The sequence below is a fragment of the Clostridioides sp. ZZV14-6345 genome (assembly GCF_020657775.1).
Taxonomy (GTDB): domain Bacteria; phylum Bacillota; class Clostridia; order Peptostreptococcales; family Peptostreptococcaceae; genus Clostridioides; species Clostridioides difficile_D.
Map to the genome: position 1 here is coordinate 1 of NZ_JAGWCX010000174.1, position 474 is coordinate 474.

1 protein-coding gene is annotated in these 474 nt (G+C 27.2%); it reads left to right on the plus strand.

Annotated elements, in window-relative coordinates; genetic code table 11:
* Positions 1–134: 134 nt before the first annotated feature.
* Positions 135–474: IS200/IS605 family transposase (gene tnpA / locus KGF39_RS19485; RefSeq protein WP_227823577.1), on the plus strand; the 340-nt coding region annotated here is incomplete at its 3' end.

Below are 474 nucleotides of genomic sequence, written 5' to 3' on the forward strand. Positions count from 1 at the left end.
GAACGACAACCTCAAAAATGATAAAAGTTAAGATTTGCGTTTCTTACGTATGTTATTTAAAAATAAATATAAAAACCTTAAGAATACTTGTTTTAAGTAGTTACATATGTTAATATTATGTTGGGTGATGAAAAATGGAAGTGACTCATGGTAGAGGGTATGTGTATTTAGTACAATACCATATAGTATGGTGTGTAAAATATAGACATCCAGTATTAACAAATGAAATTGAAGAAGATTTAATTAATATATTAAACAAAATAGCTAAAGATAATAAATTTCAAATATTAGAATGTAATAGTGATAAAGACCACATACATTTACTAATAAATTGTTCACCACAACACTATATACCAGATATGATAAAAGCATTAAAAGGTGTATCGGCAAGGTTGTTAATGAAAAAACATGGAGAACAGTTGAAAAAGAAATTATGGGGAGGACATCTTTGGAATCCTAGTTATTTCGTTGCTA